Source organism: Flavobacterium fluviale (assembly GCF_003312915.1).
Taxonomy (GTDB): domain Bacteria; phylum Bacteroidota; class Bacteroidia; order Flavobacteriales; family Flavobacteriaceae; genus Flavobacterium; species Flavobacterium fluviale.
In genome coordinates, this window is sequence record NZ_CP030261.1 from 3424755 (window position 1) to 3450497 (window position 25743).

Here is a 25743-nt window from a genome sequence, read left to right on the forward strand (position 1 = left end):
TAAAAAAGAATTTCACTTTTATTTAATTCCTAAACGAGATTTCAACTTCAAAAATAATAGACCGATTCTGTAAGCATCTTCAGAAGAAGAATTTCGATCACTTTTTGGAATTTTATAAATTTCGCATAAATCATCAAGCGAAAACTGTTTGTCATTTATATCAGTAAGTTTTCTGTACATCACGTCAACATCAAGAGCCTCATTTTTTAATCGGCCGCAATCAAGACGCTCCAAAGCAGCATTAAGCATTTCAACATCAAAATTAATATGGTGTCCAACCAAAACTGAATTCCCGATAAAATTCACCAGAGCTTCAAGTGCATCTGGTTCAGGCATTTTCATCATTTTGCTTTCAATGATAAATTCATTTGAAAGACCATTATCCTGAAGATATTTGTATTGAAGCAAAACAGTTTCAAAACTTTCTTTAATAACAATACTATTATCAATAACTGAGAATGCACCAAGAGACAATATTACATCCTTATCCGGATTTAACCCTGATGTTTCTGTTGATAAAACAACAAATTTATTAGGTTTAGTTTCGAATTTAGTTAAATAATCTTTCCAGAATTCTGGATAATCTTTATTAATATTTTTCAGCCAGTCTAGCATATTTATGAGAATTGTGTCAATTGAAATTTACTCTTAATCAGTTCCTCAAGGTCTTTCATTGGGGTTAAAGCATTTTTTAATTTCTCCTTGTCAGTTTTTGACATTTCTCTCAAATTAATATATTGGCCAGAGTCGTCATTTTTTAATCCTTCAACAGTTCTAAACTTCGAAAGTGTTAAGAAAGCATCTGCACAGCTTAAATAAATTTCGGCATTTTTAGAATCTGTGATTGCTAATTGCTTGAATCTTAGGTAAGTATTTTGGATTCCTTTTATGTTGGCATTTAATATCAGCAAACGTGCACCATCAATTAATGGCATTAGAGCACGAGTTTTTATGTCAAATTTTCCTTTGTGCGGACCTTCTTCTTCAATGATGAATTTTTTGAAGAAGCTTAGAGGAGAATTTCTTTTTAAAGCATCATTTCCTAAAAAGTCAAAAAACAGAGTATTGTTGACCGCATTTTTGAAAATAACATTTTCGATGGCTTCTTCAATTTTTGGTTCACCAAAAACAATTTCGTAATCAAAGAAAATACTACTCAAGTCATTACTGTTTTCACCTGGAGTATTCATCCAGCTGTTGTATTGTTTTGTCCAGTCGCTCAATGACTTACACCAAAGCATATTGCTTCCCATGTGTCCATTAGGGCAATATTCGTAACCTACTTTTTCAAGTATAGAAGTTGTTCTTTTAGCTAATCTCAAGAAATAATCTTTTACTTCTCTGTATTTTTCAGGTGTAACATCTTCAAAAATTAAAATACTGTCTTGGTCTGTAAGTAATAGTTGTTCCTTACGGCCTTGACTTCCAATACTTAACCAAGCAAAACGTGCAGGAGGGGAGCCTAAATCTAAAATAGAAAGCTCAACAGCGCGTTTAATGATTGCCAGATTAATTTCGCTCGCAATATTACTTACATGCGAGATTGGAATATTTTTTTGAATTGAATTTTGAATCAAATCTGATAAACGATCACGAATTTGTTTTAAATCTTTTGGAAGTTGTGAACGTTTAATCTCTTTGATTAAAACACCAGGGTTACTAGCTTGAGCCACAATAAGATCGTGTTCAGAAATAATTCCTTTTACGACAGATTTGCTTGTTCCGTCTTTTGTAACGCATAGGTGTGTCACATTATGTTTCAGCATTAACAATTGCGCCTCTGCCAATGAAACATTTTCTAAAACCGTAACAACCGGCGATGACATAATTTTGTCAATAGTTTCAGTAATAGGATAACGCCCTGTTGCAATCTTCGAAGATAAATCGGCATTGGTAACAATACCAATAGGGTGATTTTTTTCGCAGATTATAATATTATCGACCATCGAATCGGTCATTAAAATCGCAACATCTTTAATAATATGATTGGATTGCGTTGTTAATGGCGAATTATTATAGTTAAGTGACTGAATATATTGCATTTCAGTCTGCTGATCTAAGAAATCAGTATCAGAAATCAATTTGCCATTTGAGCTGACGCTGTCTTTTGTATGTCTTGAATTTACAGCAAAACTCTCTAGCAAAAAGTTTAAAACATCTGAATTATTGGCAACAAAAGGTCTAAACACAGCAATTGGAATAGCATAAATAATACTTTCTTCACGTGCTTTAGCGGTCATCATATAATTATTTTTGGCAAAAAACGGACGTAAACCAAAAATATCACCTTCATGACATTTGTTTATGATCGTTTCTTCAGCATCTGCAATAGTCGTAAGGTTAATTACGCCAGAAGCTACAACATAAAAACTATCATGAAGCGGATCATTATTTTGAAACAATACCGCATGTTTTTCTAAATTGATGACACGAATATTCGTGGCAATATCTGATAATTCCTGAAAAGTTAAATTATCAAATGGTTTGTATTCTTTTAAAAAATCTGCAATATGCTCAGCGACTGTATTCATAATGTTTGATAATTTATTTTTAAAGTATCGAATGTAAAAATAATAAAATAAAGTCTTACAATGAAAGCATCTTGATCAGAATATAATCAATATTAAGGAAATGTTAAACATTACTGATATAAAGGCTTAAAAATGTTTTTTAAATCTTAAATTTTAATCTTTTTGAATTTTTAAAGTGAGATTTAAATTTTTACAAGGAACTAAAAATAAACCAATTGAATATTGACAAAGAGGAGAATACCAGAAAGAAGGCATCGCTAAAATAAAAAGATTAAAATTGTATTATAAGGGGGTTTCTCGAATATTCTATTTTACATAATATAAATTATAGTTCAAATTGAAATGGCTCTGAGAGAAGAGCTATTCATATAATTTATTCAAAATAATTTCTTTAGGAACCAAATCTCCGCCGCCACGTTTTGTGAATTGTAAAACTCCTTCATTTGTTATTAGAACTGCGCTCGAAGAAATTCCGTCTTTATCTTTAAGTTTGATTACAGCTCTGTCGCCAAGCGGATACACATGTCCGGAAACTTCTAAGATTCCAGAATTTAATTCTTTATGTTCGCTTGTAACTTCTGCAGTTCCATAAATTGCATAATTCGACTGTGCAATTGTAATTGTGAAAATATATTCTTTTTTGCAGTTTTTACAATTTTCATTACTCCAGGTTCCAGAAAATCTATTGTGCTGTGAATATGACTTTAGAGAAATTAAAATTGCCAGAAAAAGAAATTTTTTCATTGTAGATTGTTTTATTGAAAATTTGAGCCAAATATAAAACAAAAAAAGCATCATAAATTATGATGCTTTTTATAAGTTATTTTAAAATTATAATTTTTTCAAATAAACTGATTTTCCATTTAGTGAAACTTCAATTTGATTTGTTTTTTCATTGAAAGTTGTTCGCAAAGCATTTCCGTTAAAAATTGTAACGTCGCCGTATACATGACCGGCTTCAGTTGAAACATAATCAAAAACTACTTTTTTATTCCCAGGTTCAATTCCTAGTTTGTAGCTTGAAAATTTTGTTCCTCTCAAATCAAAATCCTGCTGTGTATCAATAACATTTCCATCTGCATAAAAATTTGTTACAGATTTACTTAAGGTAATATCAGGATAATACTGATTCACTTTTTTCAAGAGTTCATATTGAGCTGGACTGGCTTCTTCTTGTTTTGATGTAATAGTTTGAGCAAAAGAAAGAGATGTAAATAAAATGGTTAATAGTAAAATGTACTTTTTCATATTTTTTAAATTAAAGATTAATAAATAGTTACGCCAAAATATTTTGGCAATAACTTTAATTTATTGTTATAAACTCCTTGAAGTTATACTACAAGGTATGAAATCTTTACCTTTGCACGAAATTAAAAGCCTTTTTTTAAGAAAATGACAACAAAAAAATATATTAAGCTGATCCTTATCTTAGGCTCATTAACAGCCTTAGGTCCCTTTTCTATTGATATGTATCTGCCTGGTTTCTCTGGAATTGCAAAAGATTTAAATACAACCGTGGCTAAAGTTTCGATGAGTTTATCCAGTTATTTCATCGGAATATCTGCCGGACAATTACTTTACGGACCTTTATTGGATCGTTTTGGACGAAAAAAACCGCTCCTTATCGGTTTACTTGTTTATATACTGGCTTCTTTAGGCTGTATTTATGTTGCTGATATTGATTCTTTTATTTTACTTCGTTTTGTGCAGGCAGTTGGAAGCTGCGCTGCAACGGTAGCTTCTGTTGCAATGGTTCGTGATTTGTTTCCTGTAAAAGATATTCCTAAAGTATTTTCACTTCTAATGCTTGTGGTAGGACTTTCGCCAATGCTTGCGCCTACAATTGGCGGTTATGTTACAGAAGATTTGGGCTGGCACGCTGTATTTTTTATATTAATGTGTATGGGAATTGTAATTTTAGCAGCGTCTCAAATTGGACTTCCAAATACTTATAAACCAGATACTTCAATTTCATTAAAACCAAAACCGATCATAACTAATTTCTTGGCCGTTTTAAAAGAACCTCAATTTTATACATATGCTTTTACTGGAGCAATAGCTTTCTCTGGATTATTTTCGTATGTAGCCGCGTCTCCTATTGTATTTATGGATATATATAAGGTTGATGCCAAAACTTACGGCTGGATTTTTGCTTTAATGTCTGTGAGTTTTATTGGTTCTAGTCAGTTGAATTCTATGTTGTTAAAGAGATTTTCGAGTGAACAAATGATTTTTGGAGCTTTAATTTCGCAATCAGTAATCAGTATTGTATTCTTGATTTTGGCTCTAAATGATCTTTTAGGGTTATATGAAACGATCGGAATGTTATTTTTATTTTTGGCGTGCTTAGGAATTTCTAATCCAAACACTGCAGGATTAACGCTTGCTCCTTTTGCGAAAAATACAGGAAGTGCATCTGCTTTAATGGGAGCTATTCAGTTGGGAATAGGTGCATTAGCTTCATTTGCAATTGGTGTTTTTGTAAAAGATTCTGTAGCTCCAATGGTGGCGATTATGACAACTACAACGATAACTGCTTTTGTTATTTTAAATATAGGTAAAAGATTTATAAAAAATAAAGTAGAACTTTCTGAGAGTGATGATGTCATGATTGCTCATTAAACTTTTAAAATTCCAATTTTTAAAATTCCAAATTCCAAAAAAAAAATAGGAATCAAAAAAAAGCAGAATCTATATTTTAGATTCTGCTTTTTTTATAAGTTGGAATTTGGAATTTAAATTTTTGGAATTTATAAACTCTAACTTTGTTGTCTTTTTTCTGGTCGAATAATCATTCTAAGTGATTGATCTTTTGCAAAATAAGCCACCATCCAGTTCCAGAATGTATTTAATCTGTTTCTATATGTTATTAAAGAAATCAAGTGGATAAATAACCAGATAACCCAAGCAAAGAATCCTTTAAAATGCCATTTTGGACTTGGTAAATCTACTACAGCTTTATTTTTTCCAATAATAGCCATAGATCCTTTGTCTTTATACATAAAAGGTGTCAATGGTTTATTGTTAGCCAGCGCTTTAAAGTTTTTAGCAAGGTTAAGTCCTTGTTGAATAGCAACTTGTGCAACTTGCGGGTGTCCGTCAGGGAAATTTTTATCTCCGGCCGTAATTGCCGTATCCCCAATAGCATAAATGTTTACTAAACCGTTTACTTTATTGTATTGATCAGTTGCCATACGTCTTCCTCGGCCATAACTTTCTTTCGGAATCCCGTCGAAAATTTTAGCAGAAACTCCAGCCGCCCAGATTAAGTTCTTGGTTTTAATCGTTTCTCCGCCTTCAAAAAACACTGTATCATCTACATAATCAACGACTTTTGTGTTTAGTTTTACTACAACACCTAATTTAGTCAACGCTTCTAAGGTGTCTTTTTGAGATTCTTTACTCATTGGAGACAGCAAAGCATCACCTCCATCAACTAAATAGACATTACTTGCGGATGTATCTAATTCTGGATATTCTTTTAATAGAATATTTTTTCGCATTTCTGCAAACATTCCAGAAACCTCTACTCCTGTTGGTCCTCCTCCAGCAACTACAATTGTCAATAATTTACGTCTTTTACGCATATCTTTACAAATAGCAGCTTTTTCCAGATTTTTTAGTAATGTATTACGCATTTCGATGGCGTCATTTAATGTCTTCATCGGAATGGCATTTTTCATTACGTTTTCCATGCCAAAGTAACTTGTTTCGGCTCCAGTTGCAAAAACCAAATGATCATATGATAATTCTCCATTGTTCAGTACAATTTTCTTTTCGGCCGGAACAACAGATAATAATTCACCTAAACGGAACTGCAGGTTTTTTTTACCTGCAAAAAATTTTCTAAAAGGATAACTAATACTTGAAGGCTCCAAAAAAGCCGTAGCAACTTGATATATAAGTGGTGGGAAAAAGTTATAATTATTCTTGTCTACAAGTGTTACTTGTATTTGAGGATGGTCTACAAGTTCTTTTGCCAGATTGATTCCTGCAAATCCACCTCCAATAATGACTATTTTCATATATGTTGTTAATTTAAGTAGGATTATAAAATAATTCCTTATAAATGTACAACTTTAATATACAATGACAAAAGTCATAATTATTACTTTTTGAATTTTTTAACAGGTTTTTCAACTATATCGATTTTGTTCTGCAAAATATAATTCGCCATCAATTTTTCGATTAGTTCTTCCTTTGCTAAATGATGAAAAACCGTTTTTACTTTTGTTTTTAATGCAGCCGCAATTTCATGATTTGGTTTTGTCTTGAAGATTTGTTTCGCCCACAAAAGCATATTATTTTCTTCGAGACTTGCTGCAGACGGTTTTTTAAATTCTAAAAATTTAATTCCCAATTCTCTTTCAAAATCGGCAATTTCAGCAGTTTCTTCTTGCTGCAAAACTGTTAGAGATAGTCCCTTTGCTCCTGCCCTTGCGGTTCTTCCACTTCTGTGAACATAGTTTTCGTATGTGTCAGGAAGGTGGTAATTAACCACATAAGAAATTTCTTTTACATCTATTCCTCTCGCAGCCAAATCGGTAGCGACTAAAATATTGATATGTCCTTCACGGAATTGCTCCATAATCCTGTCACGAATTCCCTGGCTCAAACTTCCATGAAGTGCTCCAGATGAGAACTTATTTATAGCCAAATTTTTAGCCAGTTTATTAACAGCAGCTTTTGTTTTGCAGAAAATAATACCGCGCTCTCCGTCTTTTGAATTCAAGAAATGCATTAAAACTTCCAATTTTTCGATCGGATCAACCACAATATATTCGTGATCAATTCCTTCGTTTCCAACAGTTTCCATATTGGCACTTACTTGAACTACATTTTTGTTCAAATAATTCTGAATCAGTTGTTTTATTGTTCCAGGAAGCGTTGCGGAAAATAATAATGTGCGATGTTTTTTAGGTAACTCAACGACAATTTCGTCAAGACTTTCTTTAAGAATAGCCACCATTTCATCTGCTTCATCTAGAACTAAATATTCTGTCTGTTTCAGATCGATTGCTTTACGCTGAATCAAATCGATTAGACGTCCGGGAGTTGCTACTACAATTTGTGCACCTTCTTTAAGTCTTTCAATTTGTGGTTTTATCGGAGTTCCTCCGCAGATTGAAGCAATAGATATATTAGGAATATATTTTGAAAAACCTTCTAAGTTTCTAAAAATCTGCTGTCCCAATTCTCTAGTAGGCACTAAAATCACAGCTTGAACCGCAGTTGATTCTGAATTGACCAATTGTAATATTGGTAAACCAAAAGCAGCTGTTTTTCCTGTTCCGGTTTTTGCTAAACCCACAACGTCATGGATTTCAGACAATAAAAGCGGAATTGTTTTTTGTTGAATTTCAGTAGGTTCAACAATGTTTAATTCGCCTAAAGCTTTTAAAATTGGCGCTGAAAGTCCTAATGTTGAGAATTGTTTAGACATAGTTATTTAGTTTTTGTTTCAAGTTTCATGTTTCAAGTTACACAGAAACTTATTAAGTTGTAAAGGAGAAATCACATTTGCTCTGAAATGCTATTTCTCCTTTTGTAAATATATTAATGTTTTAGATTTCAATAACTTGAAACATGAAACCTGAAACAAATAAAACTTAAAAATTATCAATCCGGCTCGTTCATGATTTTCTCACGATATTTTTTACCGATCAATAATGTTAATCTTTGTTTATAATCGTCGACAAGCCATTCGCGGTAGTTTTTACTGCACTGGCTCAAACATTTAGAATAACGCTTGATACGATCTTCGATATCATCATCAAGTTCTTTTGCTAATGATTTTGCTTCCTGTAAAGTTTCTGTATTGTCTACACACATTCCAGCATGCTGCTCAAGTGATTTGTCTAAAACTACTTTTGAACGAAGATTTTGTTTGATAATTAATTTATGTTCTTCATCAACATCAAAAGTAACATCGGCAGTTTTACTGAATTTAGCTCGTAATTCTGGCGGCATACTGTATTTGAAAAATAACTCAATTTCATGATCGTCACGCAGATTTTCCAAATAAAATTCAGGCGATTTAAAAATGTGCTGCCAGTTTACAGGATCACTCCATAAACCAAAACGTGCGGCATTATTTCCTAAATCAATAACTGTAAATTCGTCTTTTCCAGGTAACTTACGAGAACCACGGCCAATCATCTGAAAATAAAGCGTCAGAGATTTTGTTGCTCTATTCAAAATAATAGTTTCTACAGTCGGCTCATCAAAACCAGTTGTCAAAATTCCCACAGAAGTCAAAATCGCATCCGGAGTCTTTTTAAACCATTGCAAAATGTCTTTTCGTTCTTCAGAACTACTTGTATTATCAAGGTGTCTAATATCGTAACCTGCTTCTCTAAATGTTTCGTACACGTATAAAGAAGTATGAATACCGTTATTGAAAATCAATGTTTTCTTGCCTAAAGAACGTTCTGTGTACGCATGAAGCAATTTTTCCTGCATCAAAGTATTCGTATACAAATCATCAGATGATTTTACTGTATAATCACCATTGATACCTACTTTTAATGACGTTAAACCAACATCATAACTATAAGTAGTTGCCCTAGCCAAAAATCCTTTGTCAATTAATGAACCAATTGTATCACCAACAATAAGCTCGTGGTAACTTTGGTGCATTGGTAATTTAATATTAGAACTCAAAGGAGTTGCTGTTACTCCAAGAATAAAAGCATTTTTAAATGAGTTTAATAATTTACGAAATGAATTGTAATGTGCCTCATCAATAATAACCAAACCAATATTATCCAGATGAAGTTTTTCATCATTAATACGGTTTTTTAAAGTTTCAACCATCGCCACAAAACACGAAAAATCATTTTGGTCCGGCAGTTCTTTTACCTTACTATTGATAATTTTATTTGTAACACCAAAACCTGTCAACATCTTTGAAGTTTGTTTACAAAGTTCGATACGGTGCGTTAAAACAACCACCTTTTTATCATTATTAGATAAATAGCGGCGAACGATTTCAGAAAATATTACTGTTTTTCCTCCTCCTGTTGGAAGCTGGTACAGTAAGTGGTGTTTTGGAGGAGCATTGTCTAAACGGTCAAAAATGGCATCAATATCCCCTTTTTGATATGCATACAGTTCTTTTTTCTCTTCTCTTTCTATTTCTAAAGTGTTTTGAGACATTGTTTATTTTTGGATTTTTGCAAAAATACACCGAAAAAACAGTTATTCATCTTATTTTAACCTAAAATAAATGTTTTTTTTAAACTAAGATTTTTTATGAGAGAGGCATTTAATAGTCGATTTTCTCCAAAATGGCTTCAAAATCGTACTTATTTTTCCATTTTTGGTCTAAAGTTTCTTGCTGAATTGCATTAATTCGCAATTTATATTCGTTAAAAATGCCATTTGAAACAATAAAATTGACAGCCTGCTCAAAAGAATTAAAAATACTTTTGTAAAATAATTCTTGTTTTATCAAATTTTGAGAAGAATATGTCTGTGCAATTTCAATATTGTACAACATTATATCTGCAATAACGAACGCATCAACGCCAAGCATAATAAAATGTTTGATAAGCTTTTGAGCAACAGATCTACGCATTTTGGCTCTCGGACGCCATTTGGCACCTGGTTTTTTAATCGGAAAATATTCGTGCGAGATTTTAACTTTGGCATCCTGCAGTAATTTGTCTTCTTTCGGATTAAAAACAAAGTCATAATATACTTTTACGGGACTGAATTTTTCATACAATTCGATCAATTGTTCTTCCAGCTGTTCCTTATTTAATTCGGATAAATATTTTTTTAAATCGCGTTTGCTCATTATCAAAGTTTAAGAATACAAAAGTAAATTACTTTCTTGATACATAACTTAAAAACCAACCATAATACTTAATTTTGCTGCTATAATTTAAAAAATAGTATCAATGCTCAAGATTTTTAAAGTTACAGCCATCCTGGAAGGAATTTCTTATTTAGTTTTATTCGCTAATATGCTTATTATCAAAACGAATAATCCTGAACTTTATCATACCTTATTACGTCCGTTAGGAATGACACATGGTGTTTTATTTATCGGATATATTATTTTGGCTTTTTTATTGAAAAAATCTCAAAATTGGGATTTAAAAACTTTCGGAATCATCCTTATTGCATCTCTTATTCCATTTGGAACTTTCTACGTTGAGAAAAAATACCTAGAAAATGCATAAGCTTTTGGATAAAGTATTCAATTTTTTATATCCTGTTTTTAGAGATTGGGGAATGAGCCGCAACTTTGCGTCTTATATCAGTTTGATCTTTAATATTGTTATTTTAATAGCATTGGCATACGTTATTTACTATGCTGCCAAATTTATTTTAGTGACCCTGACTGCAGTTTTTGCACAGCGTACTAAAACAAAATTTGACGACTATTTAATCCAAAACAAAACCACTAGATATACCGCTTATTTAATTCCGTTTTTCTTTATTTATAAAGCAGTTCCAATTATTTTAGACAAGTACGATTATTGGGAATTATTGTTCGGGAAAATAGTTGGTATTTATATCGTCTTACTTGGCTTATGGATCGTTAGAACCGTTTTTAACAGCTTACGAGATTATTTAAAGCAAAAGCCAGAATACAGCGACAAACCGATCGATAGTTTCGTTCAGGTAATTATGATTGTCCTTTGGATTTTTGGAGTTGCACTTATTATTTCAACTTTATTCGGAATCAAAAAAGGGGAACTTTTAACCATTCTGGGAACGCTTTCGGCAATTATTATCTTGATTTTCAGAGATACCATTCTTGGATTTGTTTCCAGTGTTCAGGTTGCAATCAACGATATGGTTCGTATTGGCGACTGGATTACAATGGATAAATTTGGTGCCGATGGAGATGTTATCGAAATCAATTTAACAACGGTTAAAGTTCGAAACTTCGATAATACCATTACCACAATTCCGACTTATGCCTTAAGTTCAGATTCTTTTCAGAACTGGCGCGGTATGCAGAAATCTGAAGGAAGACGTATTAAAAGACATGTTTTAATAAAAAGCAGTAAGATTCGTTTTCTAAATGACGAAGATTTACAGCAAATGCGGAAGATTCAGCTTGTAACAGCTTATATTGACAGCAGGCAAGCCGAGATTGAAAAATACAACGATTTGAGAGGTGTTGACAAAACGCTTTCGCTAAATGGACGTAATATGACCAATTTAGGTTTGTTCCGAAAATACATCATGCAATATTTGATGGATCATCCAGGATTGAATAAAAACATGCATATTATGTGCAGACAGCTTCAGTCAACCGCGCAGGGAGTTCCATTGGAAATTTATGTTTTTTCAAGTGATAAACGCTGGGCAAACTACGAATATATTATGTCAGATATTTTCGACCACGTTATGGCTTCTGTAGGTTATTTTGATTTGGAAATATTTGAACTTCCTTCTCAGATTGGAAAATTAGAATAGTTTTTTTGTTTCAAGTTTCAGGTTTCAAGTTATCGCAAAGAACCTGAAACCTGAAACCTGAAACCTGAAACAAATCCCCTACTCCTCTATTCTCTCAAAAATAAACTCGGCATTATTGTACTCAATCGGAACTTCGGGTACAAAACAGGGAAGATTGAAGTAGGTTCCGATAACACCTTTCCCTAAGTAAAGTTTGTTATCCTTCTTTAAAAGTGCCAGCGGAACTCTTTTCCAGCTTCCGCCAAAAGAAATGTAATGATAATCGCCGCGGAGGGTATCTCCTTTCAGATCGCCTCTTACATCTCCAGAATCTTTTCCATATCCGTAACGAGAAATTTCATATTGGCCATAAAAACGTTTGTCGTTCATATGAATATCTAAAACCGCAGTATCTTTATTGTTTACAGCACGATAAATGACCTGATTGTATTTGTCTTTATCTTCTTTTGAATTACAGGAAATTACAAGTAGGCTGAGAAATATAAATAATCGCATATTTTTATTTTATAAAAAACAAAAATAGGTTTTTACTGTGGGATTATTTATTTAACTTTAAAGAAAAAACATGGCAGATAGAGACACTTTTTTAAAAGAATTCAGAGGCGAAACTTTAGGAACTATAAGTGCTCAATCTTCTCCAGATGAGATCTTTCAAAATCAAACCATTCGACCTATTTTAAAGCTTCAAAACGACTTATTTGTAGCGGTTTTTATAAATTATGTAAATAAAAACAAACCCGATTTTTATTCGTATTCTGTTGAAAGGAAACTGCAGACAATTGAAAATTCGATTCAAAAAGATATTAAGTTCAGAAATTCTTTAAAAGGGATTGTAATGGCGCTTTTTACCATTCAAGAGTATGATACTTATATTCAGAACTCTTCAAGTTTAAACAAACGAATGATGAATTTGTTGATAGATCGTTTGAAAAATCAAGTGCAGTTGTTTGAGGTGGAAGCTAAATAAAGGTACTAAGAGTCTAAGATTCTAAGTTTTTTTAACTCAGAATCTTAGTGTCTCACTTTATTAATATCTCAAAAGCTCAAGCAAAACTTCTTCAAAACGATTTCTCGGCAAAAACTGATCTTCAAGAGCTTTTGTAAAAGGAATTGGAGAATCTAAACTGGCAACTCTTTTTACGGGAGCATCCAGATATTCGAAACAATTTTCCATAATCAAAGCAGAGATATCACTTGCAATTCCACCAAACATAGTGTCTTCTTGGTAAATTATCGCTTTTCCTGTCTTTTTTACTGATGCAAAAATTGTTTCGGTGTCTAAAGGCTGTAAAGTTCTTAAATCAATTAAATCGGCATCAATTTCTGGGTTTTGTGCTAAAGTTTCTAAAGCCCAGTGTACTGGTGCACCAAAAGTAATTATCGTAACTGCATTTCCTTCTTTTAATACAGCTGCTTTTCCAAACGGAATCGTGTAGTAATCTTTAGGAACATCTTGATAAATACTTCGGTACAATAATTTATGTTCAAAAAACAATACTGGATTCGGATCATTAATAGCTGTGTTTAAAAGTCCTTTTGCATCGTATGGAAATGCTGGATAAACTACCTTTAAACCAGGAGTTTTGGTAAACCACGCTTCATTGGTCTGCGAATGGAAAGGTCCTGCCTGAGTTCCGCCTCCGCAAGGCATACGAACAACAACATCTGCTTTTTCGCCCCAGCGGTAATGTGATTTTGCCAATAAATTCACAATCGGATTAAACCCTGTCGAAACAAAATCGGCAAACTGCATTTCTACAATCGCTTTATAATTATTGATTGATAACCCCATTGCTGTAGACACAACCGCGCTTTCGCAGATTGGTGTATTACGAACGCGGTCTTTTCCAAAAAACTCCACAAAGCCGTCTGTTATTTTAAAAGCACCGCCATATTCTGCAATATCCTGCCCCATAATAACCAGATTTCTATGACGCTGCATAGATTCGTTTAATCCGTTTCGAATGGCGTCAATAAAACGAATATTTTCGTTTTCTGCTTCTGTGCTAACTTCTTCAAATTGATAAGGTTTATAAACATCATCTAATTCTCCGCTGTAAGTTGCTTCGATTTCAGGTTCAGCATTTGCCATTGCCCAATTCTCGTCAATTTCTTGCTTGATTTCGGCGTGAAATTGCTCGTCTAATTCTGAAGTTAGAATACCATTTTCAGTCAAATATTTTCTGTAATTGGTAACTGGATCTCTTTGTTCCCATTGATCCATTAATTCCTGAGGAACATATTTTGTACCACTCGCCTCCTCGTGTCCGCGCATCCTGAAAGTTTTAAATTCTAATAAAACCGGACGCGGATTTTCCTGCATTTCTTTTTTAAGCTGAGACAATTTGTTATAAACTTCAACAATATTATTTCCGTCAATAATCCAGCTTTCGATTCCGTAGCCAATTCCTTTGTCAGCAAGGTTTTCGCAGGCATATTGTTCATTGGTCGGCGTTGAAAGTCCGTAGCCGTTATTTTCAATTATAAACATTACTGGAAGCTTCCAAACGGCAGCAATATTCAAAGCCTCATGAAAATCTCCCTCACTTGTTGCGCCTTCGCCTGTAAAAACGGCTGTAATTTTTTTATTGTTTTGAAGTTTATCCGCTAAAGCGATTCCGTCAGCAATTCCTAACTGCGGGCCGAGATGCGAAATCATTCCAATAATATTATATTCCTGTGTTCCAAAGTGAAAACTTCTATCACGGCCTTTTGTAAAACCGTTTGCTTTTCCCTGCCATTGCGAAAATAAACGATGAAGCGGAATTTCTCTTGTGGTAAAAACACCTAAATTTCGGTGCATTGGAAGTATATATTCTGACTGATCTAAAACAGCCGTAACACCAACAGCAATAGCTTCTTGCCCGATTCCGGAGAACCATTTAGAAACTTTTCCCTGACGAATCAAGATCAGCATCTTTTCTTCGATTAGTCGGGGTTTTAATATTTTTTTATAGAGGTCTAATAATTGAGCGTCAGTAAGGTTTTGTCGGTAAAAAATCATCTAATTTTTTGTTTTTAGGTGTTTCAAATATAACAATTTGCGTTAATTTTATTCAATTCTGAAATATTTTTTTAATCAGGAATCTGCTTTTAATGTCTGAGCTTAAGATTATTTTCTAAAATATTCTATACCTTTGTTAGCGAAAGGTGCTTATGACACCTTTTGTTCTTAAATATAAAATGTAAAGTATGCAAAACATTCCTAGTGTAGACTTACGTGATTTCCTTTCGGACGACCCGAAACGTAAACAAAAATTTGTAAATGAAATCGGCAGTGCATTTGAAAACATTGGCTTCGTAGCCTTAAAAGGTCATTTTCTTGATGATCAATTGGTGAACGAACTTTATGGTGAAATTAGAAACTTTTTCGCCTTGCCAATAGAAACTAAGCATAAATATGAAATTCCTGGAATCGGCGGACAAAGAGGTTATGTTTCTTTTGGAAAAGAACATGCTAAAGGCCGCAAAGAAGGAGATTTAAAAGAATTTTGGCATTTTGGTCAATACGTTGACGCAGATTCAAGATGGGCTTCGGAATATCCAGATAATGTTGAAGTTACTGAATTACCTCGATTTAACGCGGTTGGTAAAGAAGCGTATCAAAAATTAGAAAAGACAGGTGTTTATGTTTTAAGAGCTTTGGCTTTGCATTTAGGTCTTGACGAATTCTATTTTGATAACTATGCAAAAGAAGGAAACTCAATTTTAAGACCAATCCACTACCCTCCAATTACATCTGAGCCAGAAAACGCTATTCGTGCAGCGGCTCACGGTGATATCAATCTTATTACTCTATTAATGGGAGCTCAAGGTAAAGGATTACAAGTTCAAAATCATAACGGTGAATGGATTGATGCAATTGCTGAGGATGACGAATTGGTAATTAATGTTGGTGATATGTTGTCAAGACACACAAACAATAAATTAAAATCTACAATTCACCAAGTGGTAAATCCGCCGAGAGAATTATGGGGAACTTCACGTTATTCAATTCCGTTCTTTATGCATCCTGTAAGCGATATGCGTTTAGATTGTCTTGAAAACTGTATTGATGAAGAAAACCCAAAGAAATTTGAAGATATTTCTGCGGGAGAGTTTTTACACGAACGTTTAGTAGAGTTAGGTTTAATTAAAAAATAAACTTAAATAAATTCCAATATAAAATTCCAAATTCCAATCTTCTGTTGGAGTTTGGAATTTAATTTTTATGAACTATATTTATTGAGATTTATTTTTAGAATAAAAAACTTATGGACTTTAAAGATCAATTAAAGAATTTATTTCCAGATCATGTAGAATCAAATGAACCAGAGCAAGTTGAAGAACAAGAACACGTTCTCTATGTTCAAAAAGAACCTATGATCTGTAAGTTTGAAAAAAGAAAAGGAAAACCAACAACCATTATTGAAGGTTATGAAGGCTCTGACGAAGATTTTAAAATCTTAGCCAAAGAAATCAAAACCAAATTAAGCGTTGGCGGAACTTTTAAAGATGATTCCATTATTATTCAAGGCGATTACCGTGATAAAATTATGGCAATCTTAAAAGAAAAAGGATTTAAAACCAAACGTGTAGGTGGCTAAAAAGTTTCAAGTTTCAGGTTCCAAGTTCTTCAAGGCAACCTGAAACCTGAAACTTGAAACTTGAAACAAAAAAAAACTTAGTACCTCAGAACCTTAGCAACTTAAAAAAAAATGATCCAATCATCAGAATTAATACTAAATCCAGACGGAAGTGTTTATCATTTAAACCTTCGTCCTGAACATATTGCACACGACATTATTTTTGTCGGTGACCAAAATAGAGTTGAAAAAATCACTCAGTTTTTCGATTCAATCGAATATTCCACTCAAAAAAGAGAATTTAAAACCCAAACTGGAATTTACAAAGGAAAAAGAATCTCTGTAATTTCTACCGGTATTGGTCCAGATAATATCGATATCGTCTTAAATGAACTAGATGCCCTAGTTAATATCGATTTAAAGACGCGTGAGCCAAAAGAAACGTTAACTTCACTAAATATTATCAGAATCGGAACTTCTGGTTCTCTTCAGGCAGATATTCCTGTAGACAGCTTTGTAATGTCAAAATTTGGATTAGGTTTAGATAATATGCTCCGCTCCTATTTAATTGACGACGTGTCGATTACCGAAATAGAAGATGCTTTCGTAAAACATACCAATTGGGATCCTAGAAAAGGAAAACCGTATGTAACAAATTGTTCTGAAAAATTAGAAAAATTAATAGAATCTAATAGAATATTTAAAGGAATTACAGCAACTGCAGGAGGATTTTACGGTCCGCAGGGACGAGTTTTACGATTAAATATTCAAGACGAAGAATTAAATAATAAAATGGATAATTTTAGTTTTAATGAAACTAAAATCACTAATTTAGAGATGGAAACAGCAGCAATCTACGGACTTTCTGCGCTTCTTGGGCACAATGCTTTGTCGCTTAATGCTATTATCGCCAATCGTGCTTCGGGAACTTTTAGTGAAGATCCATATAAAGCTGTAGATGAATTAATTGGTTATACATTGAATAAGCTCGCTGGTAACTAATTGGATAATTCGTTAAATTAGGAAATGAGATAATTATAAAAATCCTGAATTATGTTTTTGAGAGTGGCAAGACACACCAATAATCTAGAAAAGATCGAAGATTTTTATGTCAATATTCTTGGTTTCGAACGGTTAGGCGGTTTTGAAAAACATAATAATTATGATGGAATTTTTATAGGAAAACCAGGTTTAGACTGGCATTTTGAATTTACAAAATCTGAATTAGAAGCCAAGCATACTTTTGATGAAGATGATATTATTGTACTTTATCCTAAAACAATGTCAAATTATAACGAGTTAATACATAGCCTTACACGCAGCAATATCGAAGTGATACAAGCGCTTAATCCGTATTGGAATGAAAATGGAAAAATGATTCAGGATCCAGATGGTTATCGCATAGTGGTATCCTCATTAAAAGCCATAATAAACGAAATAGAATAATGTCAGAAACTCATAAAAAAATACTATTTAAATATTACAGCGATTATCTGGACGAAGTAGTTTCTGAAACCATGTGGGCAGAAATCATTGATCTGGAAAAAGGTCTTTTTAAATTGGATAATATTCCTTTTTTTGGACCATTAATTGCAACAGATGATATATTTTATGCAGAGTTTGATGAAACCGAAGAACGTTTCATGCATAGAAAAACAATACAAAACTCAGGAAACTCGATTGTACAGATCGCTATTTTAGAAAAAGGTTTTGATAAAGAAATCATCCGCGAAAAATTAAAGGCAATAAATTGTTTGTCGGAAGGATTGAACGAAACTTTTTTTGCAGCAGAAATTGCGAAAGATGTAGATTATACATTGGTAAGAAGCCTTTTGACTGATTACGAGTCAAAAGAAATTATCGAATATGCAGAACCTTGTCTTTCAGAAAAACACAGAGCAGATTTATTAAAAAACTAAAAAACAAACTTAAGATTACGCATACCAAGCAACTTAACTTAACTTAAACTTAAAATAAATGAAAACTGTCAAAATTGCGGGTGTTCCGGAACACTTCAATTTGCCATGGCATCTATGCATAGAAAATGGCGAATTTGAAGAAGAGAACATCGATTTACAATGGACCAATGTTCCCGAAGGAACTGGGAAAATGTGTCAAATGCTCCGTGATGGAGAAACAGATTTAGCTGTTATTTTGACCGAAGGAATTCTAAAAGATATTGCAGCTGGAAATCCGAGTAAAATTATTCAGGTTTATGTGCAGTCACCTTTAATCTGGGGAATTCACGTTGATGCCAAATCTGATTTTCAAACCCTTAAAGATCTTAAAAACAAAAAAGCGGCCATTTCTAGAATTGGTTCTGGATCGCAGTTAATGGCCTATGTAAATGCAAATGAGCAAGGCTGGCAGGCAGATGATTTGGAATTTGAAATTGTAAACACTATTGACGGTGCTGTTGATGCTTTAACCAGCAAAAAAGCAGATTACTTTATGTGGGAGCGTTTTATGACAAAACCTCTTGTAGACCAAGGTATTTTTAGACGTATTGACGACTGCCCTACTCCTTGGCCTTCATTTATTATTGCGGTACGCGATGAATTCTTAAAAAAGAATCCTAAAATAGTGGAAAAAATTCTTGAAATCATCAATAGAACAACTGTTGATTTTAAAGAAATTCCCGAAATAGACGAGAAATTATCTAAACTTTTTAACCAAAAAGCTGAGGATATTAAAGAGTGGCTGAAACTAACACAGTGGTCACAAAAAAACTTAACAGAAAAGTCTTTTAATAAAATTCAAAATCAGTTATTTGATCTGGGAATTATTGATAAAAAAAGTATTTTTGTAGAAACCGTAAAAGCACTGTAATACTGCTTTTTTGATTCGTATGATGAAATTCCCTAAAATCGACTTTCCGCAGTTAAAATCCAAGTTACAGGTGAAATCACCCTGGGACAGGATTATTATTTCGCTATTGAGTCTTTTAATTACGATTCCGATTTTCATCATACTGCATCAAAATTTAATCGATTTAGAATGGTCATTCAATCTAGACCGTGTATTTATCTTTATTTTTGTTTTCGCAGCCATATTTTTTCTGCTGATGTATCTCAGAACAATAATTATTTTGTGCATTGCAGTTTATTTACTGATGCTGTTTTATGGAACTGTAATTGGAAATTATGGTTTCAGTGAAATCTCAGAAGATTATAATTCAATGATTTACACCATGTCTGATAATCCTTACCCACAGGATATCATTGTGGCAAAACTGCTACCTTTTCCAAACAAAACAAAAATTATCAATGCAATAGAATATCAAAATCCGAGAGTGCGAAATTTTGCTATTATGGCAACAACGAAGCATTTTAAAGGAATTAGAGGTTATTCAGATTATCGTACAATTATTCAATGTTTTGCTGTTTTTAAAGAAATAAACGGCCGATGGAACTATGTTAACGATCCCAAAGAAGGTGATTATATTGCAACCGCCAGCGAATCTTTAGATTATTTCTCTGGCGACTGCGATGATCATTCTATTTTAATGGCGGCTGCTATTCGATCTATTGGCGGAACTCCGAGACTTATACATACCAAGGGACATATTTATCCAGAGATTTTAATTGGTTCAACAATTGATTTGGAAAAAGTTAACTACTTAATTAAAAATGTACTTTTTACTAAAGAAAGCTATGGCAAAAAGCTGCATTATCACATAGACGAACGCGGTCAAGTCTGGATGAACCTTGACTATACGGCAACTTATCCCGGAGGTCCGTTTATGTACGAAGAAATTTTAGGAGCACTGACTCTTAACTAAAACTGCATTTTTTTCCTTCGTTTCTGCAACAGTGTAAAAAATCATTTTTTTATTAGTGAAAAAAAATATTTATAAATATTTGATTACTAATAATTTAATGTTGTTTTTTTTTGTAACTTTTTCCTGTTTAACTTTTAACCTCATAATTATGAAAAACTCTAAATTATTTACCCTCGTAATTGCAATTTCTGTTGTATTAATGGTTTCATGTCATAATAAAAGAGATAAACTGGTGAATTCATGGAAAGTAAGTGCTGTAGAGGCAAAAATCCCTATGACCGATTCTACCAAAAATGCAATTTTAACTAACGGAACACTTACTTTTACAGAAGATGGACACGTTACAGGATATTTACTTCGAGAAATAACAGACGGAACTTATGCCTTAACCAAAAAAGGTACAAGTCTTGTTATTAAAGATGAAGTTGGTACTCCTTATCCTTGTGTAAGTACCATTACAGAGGATAAATTAATTTTAGATGCCAAAGAGGCTAAAATTACACTCGACAAAATTTAGTAAACTTAAAAGTTTTAAAACCTAGATATAAGCCATTCTTTAAACGTAAAGAATGGTTTTTTTATTTTTAAACTAAAATAAATATCTTTGTACCACTTTCAATAAATATAATGATATGTGAAAAATAATTTCTTTCGGAAAATTTAGTGAGTAACTGCAGTCTCTGTGGTACTTGATTTTTTATCTCTAAAAGAAAGGAATTATGCTTATTCTTCAAAATATCTCTTACCAGCATGAGAATAAAGACATGCTGTTTCAAAACATTAGTTTAACTCTAAATAGCCACGATAAAACCGCTTTGGTCGGAAATAATGGCGTTGGAAAATCTACATTATTAAAAATCATCGCTGGTCAGTGGCAGGCATTGTCAGGACAGCTTAATGTTAGTTCTATACCTTATTTTGTGCCGCAGTTATTCGGGCAGTTTAATGATTTAACAATTGCTGAGGCGCTAAAAATCAATGATAAAATAAATTCACTTAAAGAAATACTTAAAGGTAATGTAACCGAAGAAAATTTATTGCTTTTAGATGATGATTGGACCATTGAAGAACGATGCCAAGAAGCTTTTTCGTATTGGAAACTTCAAAATTTAGATTTAAACCAGCAAATGAAAGCTTTAAGCGGCGGACAAAAAACAAAAGTTTTTCTGGCCGGAATTATGATACACGAACCCGATTTGGTTTTGTTAGACGAACCTAGTAATCATCTGGATTTCTTGGGAAGAAACCTGCTTTACGACTTTATTAAATCGACTTCAAGTTCTTTATTAATTGTAAGTCATGACAGAACACTGCTTAATATTCTAAATAAAACTTTAGAAATGAGTAAAAATGGAATTTCGATTTATGGCGGGAATTATGATTTTTACAGCGAACAGAAGAAGATTGAAAATAATGCTTTGGAACAAGATGTTCAAAGCAAAGAAAAAGCTTTACGAAAAGCAAAAGAAAAAGAACGCGAAACAATCGAACGACAGAATAAATTAGATTCAAGAGGAAAAAAGAAGCAGGAAAAGTCGGGTGTTGCGAGGATTATGATGAATACGCTCCGCAATAAAGCCGAAAACAGCAGTTCGAAAATAAAAGATGTCCACGCTGAAAAAATCGGTAGTATTGCTGATGATCTGCGACAGCTGCGCTCTGCACTTCCTGCTATTGACCAGATGAAATTTGGTTTTAACAACACTGCTTTTCATAAAGGAAAAACACTTTTTAAAGCGCATGAAATTAATTACAGTTTTGAAAATGAATTCCTTTGGAAAGAAAATCTAAACTTTGAAATACTTTCTGGAGATCGTTTAGTGTTGAAAGGTTCAAATGGTTCAGGAAAAACTACTTTAATCAAGATTATGTTGGGCGAACTGTCTCCTAAAGTGGGAAATATTACTTTATTAAACAGAAAAGCAATTTACATTGATCAGGATTATTCGCTGCTTGACAGCAGTTTGAATATTTATCAGCAAACACAAACTTTTAACGATTCCAGTCTAGAGGAGCACGAAATTAAAATGAGGCTGAATCGATTTTTATTCGCGCAAAATGATTGGGACAAACCTTGTAAGGCCCTAAGTGGCGGCGAGAGAATGCGCTTAATGCTGTGCTGTCTTACAATTAGTAACGAATCGCCTGAGATTATTATTTTGGATGAACCAACAAATAACTTAGATATTCAAAATATTGAAATTTTAACAGCAGCAATTAATGAATATGAAGGAACGCTGATTGTAGTTTCTCATGACCAGCAATTTTTGGAGCAAATCAATATGGAAAAAGAAATTGTGCTGTAAAATAGTTTTTTGAACCTAATAAATTATTTTTTAAAACTTTTACATTTTGTATTTAACTGATTAGTAATTTATTATATCAAATTTGTAAATTGCAGAGAAAGATTTTCTTTACAAGAAACAGTTCTAAATCTCAAACTTCCTATATATAAATCAAGTTTAATAAAATTGTAAAATCATGAAATCACGAAACAGAATTTGGGCACTTTTACTTGCTTTTTGTTTTATTAGCGAAACTGTAATTCCTTGTACAAGAGTTGTGTACGAAGGTTTAAATGGCACAGTGATAACTGCAAGGTCAATGGATTGGAAAGGAGAAATTCCAGCTAATTTATGGATTTTTCCACGTGGTATTGAGCGATCTGGAGAAGCAGGCACAAACTCTATTAAATGGAAGTCAAAATATGGAAGTGTTATTACAAGTTCTTGGGATATTGCATCTTCTGATGGAATGAATGAAAAAGGGCTTGTAGGAAATCTTTTGTGGCTGGTCGAATCTCAATATCCAAAATTTGAAAAAAATGGAAAGATAAAAGGTCTCGCCGTTTCGTTATGGCTCCAATATGTTTTGGATAATTTCTCGACTGTTTCTGAAGCTGTAAATGCATTGGCAAAAAATGAATTTGTAATTGCCTCATCGCATATTCCTGGAACCGACATTTTTGCTACAGTTCATTTGTCAATTTCTGATTCTAGCGGTGATAATGCTATTTTTGAATATATAAATGGTAAACTGGTGATTCATCATGATAGAAAGTATGTTACAATGACCAACTCGCCTATTTTTGATGAACAATTGGCTATTAATACTTATTGGAAAAGTATTCCAGGGACTATTATGCTTCCTGGTACTAATAGAGCTGCAGATCGTTTTGTGAGAGCTTCTTATTATATTGATGCAATTCCGAAAACGGATGATACAAGAAGAGCATTGGCAAGTGTATTTGGTGTAATTAGAAATTGTTCTGTTCCTTTAGGAATTGCTTCAGAAACCGAACCTAACATCTCCTCTACCCGCTGGAGAACTGTTGCAGATCAAAAAAATCTTGTTTATTATTTTGATAATGTTTTAAATCCGAATGTGATTTGGGTGGAGTTTAGTAAAATCGATTTTAGTGAAAAGGGAAAGATTAAAAAACTGACTTTAGCTAATAATGAAAATTATTCTGGTGAATCACTGTTGAATTTCAAAGAATCTAAGCCTTTTCAATTTGCCGGATTAGATTAATAAAATTCAAAATATGTAAAGCCTTCAAATTTAAATCTTTGAAGGCTTTTAAATTTTAAAAAAAATAATAAATGTTATTGTGCAGTCAAATGACTTCATTATATTTGCAGTCAAATAACTGCATAATGGAAATTAGAAGAGATGTTTTTCAAGCAATAGCCGACCCTACACGAAGAGCTATTTTAGGTTTAGTAGCCATACAAGCAATGACTCCTGGAGCAATTGCGGATAATTTTGATTCGTCTAGACAGACTATTTCAAAACATATCAAGATATTGAATGAATGTGAGTTACTGCATCAAGTACAAAACGGACGAGAAATTTATTATCATTTAAATCCTCAAAAAATGAAAGAGATTGACAACTTTATCGAGCCTTTCAGGCAAATGTGGGATGATCGTTTCAACAAATTAGAATCAATCATGAAAAATCATAAGAAATAAAAAGTCATGGAAAGAAAGACAAAAATAACTGCAGAAGATGGTAAACAAGATCTCATTATTACCAGAGAATTTGATCTGCCTTTAGAATTGTTGTTTAAAGCGCATGTCGATCCAGAAATTGTGGCGCAATGGATGGGAACTAAAGTTTTAAAACTGGAAAACAAAAAACATGGCGGATGGCATTTTGAAACCAGCGATCCTAATGGAAATGTGGTGTTTAACGCCAATGGTGTAATTCACGATTTTGTTTTAAATGAAAAAATTACAAGAACTTTTGAAATGGATAATGTAAACTTTGCACCTCAGTTAGAGTTTTTAGAATTTGAAAAACTAACAAATGAGACTAGTAAATTAACGATGCAGATTATTTACAAATCTATTGAACATAGAGAACAACAGTTAAAATTACCTTTCGCGCAAGGCTTAAATATGGCGCATAACAGATTGGAAGAAATTGTAACTAAACTGTAATACATTATGAGTAAACGAAATAAATTTATTTATTGGATTGCTACGCTTTGGCTGGCATTAGGAATGGCTTCTACTGGAATCGTACAAATCATTCCGTTGAAGGAAGAAACCGAAATGATGAGACATTTGGGATATCCGCTTTATTTTTTAACGCTTTTAGGAGTATGGAAATTATTAGGTGTTGTTGCCATACTTATTCCTAAATTTGGTTTATTGAAAGAATGGGCTTATGCGGGCTTCTTCTTTGCAATGTCTGGTGCGGTAGTTTCGCATTTAGCATGCGGAGATGGTGCAAAAGAACTTTTTGGACCGGTATTGTTAATTGTTTTGACTACTTTTTCGTGGTATTTTAGACCTGCGGAAAGAAAATGTTGTGTAAATTAAAAAGTAAATCAGATGAAAAAAGTATTGACAACCAACGAACAGGATGAGATTTTAAGTACGCTTGAAAAACGTTTTGAGAAAAACAAAAACCGTCATAAAGATTTAGATTGGGCAAAAATTGAAGCCAAACTAAAAGCTAATCCTGAAAAATTATGGTCGCTGGAAGAAATGGAAAAAACGGAGGGCGAACCAGACGTTATTGGTTATGATAAAAAAACAGACCAATATCTTTTTGCTGACTGCTCTGCAGAAAGTCCAAAAGGACGCAGAAGTATTTGTTACGATCATGAAGCACTTGAAAAAAGAAAAGAAAATAAACCACTAAACAGTGCTGTAAACATGGCTGAAGAAATGGGAATTGAGATTTTAAACGAAGAACAATACAAGGAATTACAAAAACTGGAAAAGTTTGACACTAAAACTTCAAGCTGGATTTTGACTCCGCCGGAAATAAGAAAATTAGGAGGTGCTATTTTCTCTGATTTTAGATACAATACCGTTTTTGTATATCATAACGGCGCAGAATCTTACTATGCTGCGCGAGGTTTCCGCGGTTTATTAAGAGTTTAAAAATGCTAAAACCTTCAAAAGATTAATTT

28 protein-coding genes are annotated in these 25743 nt (G+C 33.0%); 18 read left to right on the plus strand and 10 right to left on the minus strand.

The genetic code is table 11. The features are described from left to right. Positions 1-18: 18 nt before the first annotated feature. The 4 genes from HYN86_RS14995 to HYN86_RS15010 all read right to left on the minus strand — a co-directional run bounded on the left by HYN86_RS14995 (position 19) and on the right by HYN86_RS15010 (position 3779). Positions 19-615 carry a 3'-5' exonuclease gene (locus tag HYN86_RS14995; protein WP_113678770.1) on the minus strand — a complete coding sequence of 199 codons (597 nt, stop codon included), beginning with the start codon at positions 613-615 and terminating at the stop codon, positions 19-21. A gap of 2 nt (positions 616-617) precedes the next feature. Then, complete coding sequence (locus HYN86_RS15000) at positions 618-2531, minus strand: DUF294 nucleotidyltransferase-like domain-containing protein (RefSeq protein ID WP_113678771.1); 1914 nt, start codon at positions 2529-2531, stop codon at positions 618-620. 360 nt (positions 2532-2891) lie between these two features. Beyond that, positions 2892-3275 carry a hypothetical protein gene (locus HYN86_RS15005; protein WP_113679962.1) on the minus strand — a complete coding sequence of 128 codons (384 nt, stop codon included), beginning with the start codon at positions 3273-3275 and terminating at the stop codon, positions 2892-2894. An 87-nt stretch (positions 3276-3362) separates the two neighbouring features. Beyond that, positions 3363-3779, minus strand: coding sequence for a hypothetical protein (locus HYN86_RS15010; protein ID WP_113678772.1), 417 nt, complete (start codon positions 3777-3779; stop codon positions 3363-3365). Positions 3780-3923: 144 nt separating this feature from the next. Between HYN86_RS15010 and HYN86_RS15015 the strand changes: the two genes are divergently transcribed. Then, complete coding sequence (locus HYN86_RS15015; RefSeq protein WP_113678773.1) at positions 3924-5153, plus strand: multidrug effflux MFS transporter; 1230 nt, start codon at positions 3924-3926, stop codon at positions 5151-5153. A gap of 137 nt (positions 5154-5290) precedes the next feature. Here HYN86_RS15015 and HYN86_RS15020 read toward each other — a convergent pair whose 3' ends face one another. From HYN86_RS15020 to HYN86_RS15035, 4 genes are all read right to left on the minus strand, one after another. After that, positions 5291-6556 carry an NAD(P)/FAD-dependent oxidoreductase gene (locus tag HYN86_RS15020; protein WP_113678774.1) on the minus strand — a complete coding sequence of 422 codons (1266 nt, stop codon included), beginning with the start codon at positions 6554-6556 and terminating at the stop codon, positions 5291-5293. Between the two features lie 83 nt (positions 6557-6639). Continuing rightward, the gene (locus HYN86_RS15025; RefSeq protein ID WP_113678775.1) at positions 6640-7974 is read right to left on the minus strand and encodes a DEAD/DEAH box helicase; all 1335 of its coding nucleotides are present in this window, start codon (positions 7972-7974) and stop codon (positions 6640-6642) included. Between the two features lie 176 nt (positions 7975-8150). Continuing rightward, the gene (locus HYN86_RS15030) at positions 8151-9689 is read right to left on the minus strand and encodes a DEAD/DEAH box helicase (protein ID WP_113678776.1); all 1539 of its coding nucleotides are present in this window, start codon (positions 9687-9689) and stop codon (positions 8151-8153) included. 109 nt (positions 9690-9798) lie between these two features. Continuing rightward, the gene (locus HYN86_RS15035; RefSeq protein WP_113678777.1) at positions 9799-10332 is read right to left on the minus strand and encodes a DUF6155 family protein; all 534 of its coding nucleotides are present in this window, start codon (positions 10330-10332) and stop codon (positions 9799-9801) included. Positions 10333-10435: 103 nt separating this feature from the next. Between HYN86_RS15035 and HYN86_RS15040 the strand changes: the two genes are divergently transcribed. Both HYN86_RS15040 and HYN86_RS15045 read left to right on the plus strand, forming a co-directional pair. Next, positions 10436-10720 carry a DUF3817 domain-containing protein gene (locus tag HYN86_RS15040; protein ID WP_113678778.1) on the plus strand — a complete coding sequence of 95 codons (285 nt, stop codon included), beginning with the start codon at positions 10436-10438 and terminating at the stop codon, positions 10718-10720. After that, a complete protein-coding gene (locus HYN86_RS15045) occupies positions 10713-11969 on the plus strand; it encodes a mechanosensitive ion channel family protein (protein ID WP_113678779.1) in 1257 nt (418 codons plus the stop codon). Before HYN86_RS15040 ends, HYN86_RS15045 begins: the two co-directional genes overlap by 8 nt. A 78-nt stretch (positions 11970-12047) precedes the next feature. Here HYN86_RS15045 and HYN86_RS15050 read toward each other — a convergent pair whose 3' ends face one another. Beyond that, positions 12048-12464 carry a hypothetical protein gene (locus HYN86_RS15050; RefSeq protein ID WP_113678780.1) on the minus strand — a complete coding sequence of 139 codons (417 nt, stop codon included), beginning with the start codon at positions 12462-12464 and terminating at the stop codon, positions 12048-12050. A gap of 70 nt (positions 12465-12534) precedes the next feature. On the opposite strand from HYN86_RS15050, the gene HYN86_RS15055 reads away from it, so the two are divergent. Further along, positions 12535-12936, plus strand: a complete 402-nt coding sequence (locus tag HYN86_RS15055) for a glyoxalase (RefSeq protein ID WP_113678781.1) — start codon at positions 12535-12537, stop codon at positions 12934-12936. A gap of 60 nt (positions 12937-12996) precedes the next feature. Here HYN86_RS15055 and HYN86_RS15060 read toward each other — a convergent pair whose 3' ends face one another. Beyond that, complete coding sequence (locus HYN86_RS15060; protein WP_113678782.1) at positions 12997-14973, minus strand: alpha-ketoacid dehydrogenase subunit alpha/beta; 1977 nt, start codon at positions 14971-14973, stop codon at positions 12997-12999. A gap of 188 nt (positions 14974-15161) precedes the next feature. On the opposite strand from HYN86_RS15060, the gene HYN86_RS15065 reads away from it, so the two are divergent. From HYN86_RS15065 to HYN86_RS15130, 14 genes are all read left to right on the plus strand, one after another. Next, on the plus strand, positions 15162-16112 hold the full coding sequence (locus HYN86_RS15065) for an isopenicillin N synthase family dioxygenase (RefSeq protein ID WP_113678783.1): 951 nt from the start codon (positions 15162-15164) through the stop codon (positions 16110-16112). 110 nt (positions 16113-16222) lie between these two features. Further along, entirely contained in the window at positions 16223-16555 is a 333-nt protein-coding gene (locus HYN86_RS15070) for a translation initiation factor (protein WP_057117964.1), read from the plus strand. Between the two features lie 111 nt (positions 16556-16666). Next, positions 16667-17536: a nucleoside phosphorylase gene (locus HYN86_RS15075; RefSeq protein WP_113678784.1), complete on the plus strand. Its 870-nt coding sequence runs from the start codon at positions 16667-16669 to the stop codon at positions 17534-17536. A 51-nt stretch (positions 17537-17587) separates the two neighbouring features. Next, a complete protein-coding gene (locus HYN86_RS15080; RefSeq protein ID WP_113678785.1) occupies positions 17588-17980 on the plus strand; it encodes a VOC family protein in 393 nt (130 codons plus the stop codon). After that, the gene (locus HYN86_RS15085) at positions 17980-18453 is read left to right on the plus strand and encodes a DUF4265 domain-containing protein (RefSeq protein WP_113678786.1); all 474 of its coding nucleotides are present in this window, start codon (positions 17980-17982) and stop codon (positions 18451-18453) included. Before HYN86_RS15080 ends, HYN86_RS15085 begins: the two co-directional genes overlap by 1 nt. Positions 18454-18511: 58 nt before the next feature. Beyond that, a complete protein-coding gene (locus HYN86_RS15090) occupies positions 18512-19363 on the plus strand; it encodes a substrate-binding domain-containing protein (protein WP_113678787.1) in 852 nt (283 codons plus the stop codon). Between the two features lie 19 nt (positions 19364-19382). After that, entirely contained in the window at positions 19383-20315 is a 933-nt protein-coding gene (locus tag HYN86_RS15095) for a transglutaminase (RefSeq protein ID WP_113678788.1), read from the plus strand. A gap of 148 nt (positions 20316-20463) precedes the next feature. Beyond that, complete coding sequence (locus HYN86_RS15100) at positions 20464-20832, plus strand: hypothetical protein (RefSeq protein ID WP_230406373.1); 369 nt, start codon at positions 20464-20466, stop codon at positions 20830-20832. A 202-nt stretch (positions 20833-21034) separates the two neighbouring features. Further along, entirely contained in the window at positions 21035-22621 is a 1587-nt protein-coding gene (locus HYN86_RS15105) for an ABC-F family ATP-binding cassette domain-containing protein (RefSeq protein ID WP_113678789.1), read from the plus strand. Between the two features lie 175 nt (positions 22622-22796). Further along, positions 22797-23846: a linear amide C-N hydrolase gene (locus tag HYN86_RS15110; RefSeq protein ID WP_113678790.1), complete on the plus strand. Its 1050-nt coding sequence runs from the start codon at positions 22797-22799 to the stop codon at positions 23844-23846. A 125-nt stretch (positions 23847-23971) separates the two neighbouring features. Further along, entirely contained in the window at positions 23972-24289 is a 318-nt protein-coding gene (locus HYN86_RS15115) for an ArsR/SmtB family transcription factor (RefSeq protein WP_057117955.1), read from the plus strand. A gap of 6 nt (positions 24290-24295) precedes the next feature. Further along, positions 24296-24760 carry an SRPBCC domain-containing protein gene (locus HYN86_RS15120; protein WP_113678791.1) on the plus strand — a complete coding sequence of 155 codons (465 nt, stop codon included), beginning with the start codon at positions 24296-24298 and terminating at the stop codon, positions 24758-24760. A 6-nt stretch (positions 24761-24766) separates the two neighbouring features. Further along, a complete protein-coding gene (locus HYN86_RS15125) occupies positions 24767-25144 on the plus strand; it encodes a DoxX family protein (RefSeq protein ID WP_113678792.1) in 378 nt (125 codons plus the stop codon). Between the two features lie 12 nt (positions 25145-25156). After that, positions 25157-25714, plus strand: a complete 558-nt coding sequence (locus HYN86_RS15130; RefSeq protein WP_113678793.1) for a DUF4256 domain-containing protein — start codon at positions 25157-25159, stop codon at positions 25712-25714. The last annotated feature ends 29 nt before the right edge of the window (positions 25715-25743 follow it).

Bases quoted from the DNA above. Each gene is read 5' to 3' on its own strand.
- HYN86_RS15090 (WP_113678787.1), top strand. From the start codon at position 18,512: ATGAAAACTGTCAAAATTGCGGGTGTTCCGGAACACTTCAATTTGCCA.
- HYN86_RS15115 (WP_057117955.1), top strand. From the start codon at position 23,972: ATGGAAATTAGAAGAGATGTTTTTCAAGCAATAGCCGACCCTACACGA.
- HYN86_RS15100 (WP_230406373.1), top strand. From the start codon at position 20,464: ATGAAAAACTCTAAATTATTTACCCTCGTAATTGCAATTTCTGTTGTA.
- HYN86_RS15120 (WP_113678791.1), top strand. From the start codon at position 24,296: ATGGAAAGAAAGACAAAAATAACTGCAGAAGATGGTAAACAAGATCTC.
- HYN86_RS15085 (WP_113678786.1), top strand. From the start codon at position 17,980: ATGTCAGAAACTCATAAAAAAATACTATTTAAATATTACAGCGATTAT.
- HYN86_RS15020 (WP_113678774.1), bottom strand. From the start codon at position 6,556: ATGAAAATAGTCATTATTGGAGGTGGATTTGCAGGAATCAATCTGGCA.
- HYN86_RS15045 (WP_113678779.1), top strand. From the start codon at position 10,713: ATGCATAAGCTTTTGGATAAAGTATTCAATTTTTTATATCCTGTTTTT.
- HYN86_RS15070 (WP_057117964.1), top strand. From the start codon at position 16,223: ATGGACTTTAAAGATCAATTAAAGAATTTATTTCCAGATCATGTAGAA.
- HYN86_RS15060 (WP_113678782.1), bottom strand. From the start codon at position 14,973: ATGATTTTTTACCGACAAAACCTTACTGACGCTCAATTATTAGACCTC.
- HYN86_RS15055 (WP_113678781.1), top strand. From the start codon at position 12,535: ATGGCAGATAGAGACACTTTTTTAAAAGAATTCAGAGGCGAAACTTTA.
- HYN86_RS15040 (WP_113678778.1), top strand. From the start codon at position 10,436: ATGCTCAAGATTTTTAAAGTTACAGCCATCCTGGAAGGAATTTCTTAT.
- HYN86_RS15000 (WP_113678771.1), bottom strand. From the start codon at position 2,531: ATGAATACAGTCGCTGAGCATATTGCAGATTTTTTAAAAGAATACAAA.
- HYN86_RS15130 (WP_113678793.1), top strand. From the start codon at position 25,157: ATGAAAAAAGTATTGACAACCAACGAACAGGATGAGATTTTAAGTACG.
- HYN86_RS15110 (WP_113678790.1), top strand. From the start codon at position 22,797: ATGAAATCACGAAACAGAATTTGGGCACTTTTACTTGCTTTTTGTTTT.
- HYN86_RS15030 (WP_113678776.1), bottom strand. From the start codon at position 9,689: ATGTCTCAAAACACTTTAGAAATAGAAAGAGAAGAGAAAAAAGAACTG.
- HYN86_RS14995 (WP_113678770.1), bottom strand. From the start codon at position 615: ATGCTAGACTGGCTGAAAAATATTAATAAAGATTATCCAGAATTCTGG.
- HYN86_RS15080 (WP_113678785.1), top strand. From the start codon at position 17,588: ATGTTTTTGAGAGTGGCAAGACACACCAATAATCTAGAAAAGATCGAA.
- HYN86_RS15125 (WP_113678792.1), top strand. From the start codon at position 24,767: ATGAGTAAACGAAATAAATTTATTTATTGGATTGCTACGCTTTGGCTG.
- HYN86_RS15105 (WP_113678789.1), top strand. From the start codon at position 21,035: ATGCTTATTCTTCAAAATATCTCTTACCAGCATGAGAATAAAGACATG.
- HYN86_RS15025 (WP_113678775.1), bottom strand. From the start codon at position 7,974: ATGTCTAAACAATTCTCAACATTAGGACTTTCAGCGCCAATTTTAAAA.
- HYN86_RS15075 (WP_113678784.1), top strand. From the start codon at position 16,667: ATGATCCAATCATCAGAATTAATACTAAATCCAGACGGAAGTGTTTAT.
- HYN86_RS15095 (WP_113678788.1), top strand. From the start codon at position 19,383: ATGATGAAATTCCCTAAAATCGACTTTCCGCAGTTAAAATCCAAGTTA.
- HYN86_RS15035 (WP_113678777.1), bottom strand. From the start codon at position 10,332: ATGAGCAAACGCGATTTAAAAAAATATTTATCCGAATTAAATAAGGAA.
- HYN86_RS15005 (WP_113679962.1), bottom strand. From the start codon at position 3,275: ATGAAAAAATTTCTTTTTCTGGCAATTTTAATTTCTCTAAAGTCATAT.
- HYN86_RS15010 (WP_113678772.1), bottom strand. From the start codon at position 3,779: ATGAAAAAGTACATTTTACTATTAACCATTTTATTTACATCTCTTTCT.
- HYN86_RS15015 (WP_113678773.1), top strand. From the start codon at position 3,924: ATGACAACAAAAAAATATATTAAGCTGATCCTTATCTTAGGCTCATTA.
- HYN86_RS15050 (WP_113678780.1), bottom strand. From the start codon at position 12,464: ATGCGATTATTTATATTTCTCAGCCTACTTGTAATTTCCTGTAATTCA.
- HYN86_RS15065 (WP_113678783.1), top strand. From the start codon at position 15,162: ATGCAAAACATTCCTAGTGTAGACTTACGTGATTTCCTTTCGGACGAC.